Source organism: Methylobacterium sp. J-092, from assembly GCF_022829325.1.
GTDB lineage: Bacteria > Pseudomonadota > Alphaproteobacteria > Rhizobiales > Beijerinckiaceae > Methylobacterium.
Genome location: NZ_JAKSXU010000179.1, coordinates 1 through 317, shown reverse-complemented (window position 1 = coordinate 317; position 317 = coordinate 1). Strand labels below are relative to the sequence as shown.

General features: G+C 71.0%; 1 protein-coding gene. It reads right to left on the bottom strand.

Annotated features, from left to right (window positions below):
- Nucleotides 1–317: outer membrane protein (locus tag MKK60_RS21125; protein ID WP_409567436.1), on the bottom strand; the 317-nt coding region annotated here is incomplete at both ends.

Sequence of the window (317 nt, the reverse complement as noted above, 5' to 3'; positions counted from 1 at the left end):
CCGTAGGCGAAGCCGCCGGTGCCGTACACGAGGGTGCGGTCGAAGGCGTAGCCGAGGCGACCGCGCACGGTGCCGAAGTAGTCGAGGCTGGAGAGGCCCGACGGGTTGTAGATCAGGTTGCCGGGCAGGATGCCGCCGCCGACGACGCCGGGGGTGGCCGAGAAGCGGTTGCGGTTCTGGCCGAAGTCGACGTACTGCGCGTCGGCCTCGATGCCGATCACGACGCCCGAGCCCGGGGTGAACTGGTAGTTGTAGCCGACCTGGCCACCGCCGGTGAAGCCGTCGTTGCCGCGGCTGCCGCCGAAGGCGAGCACGCC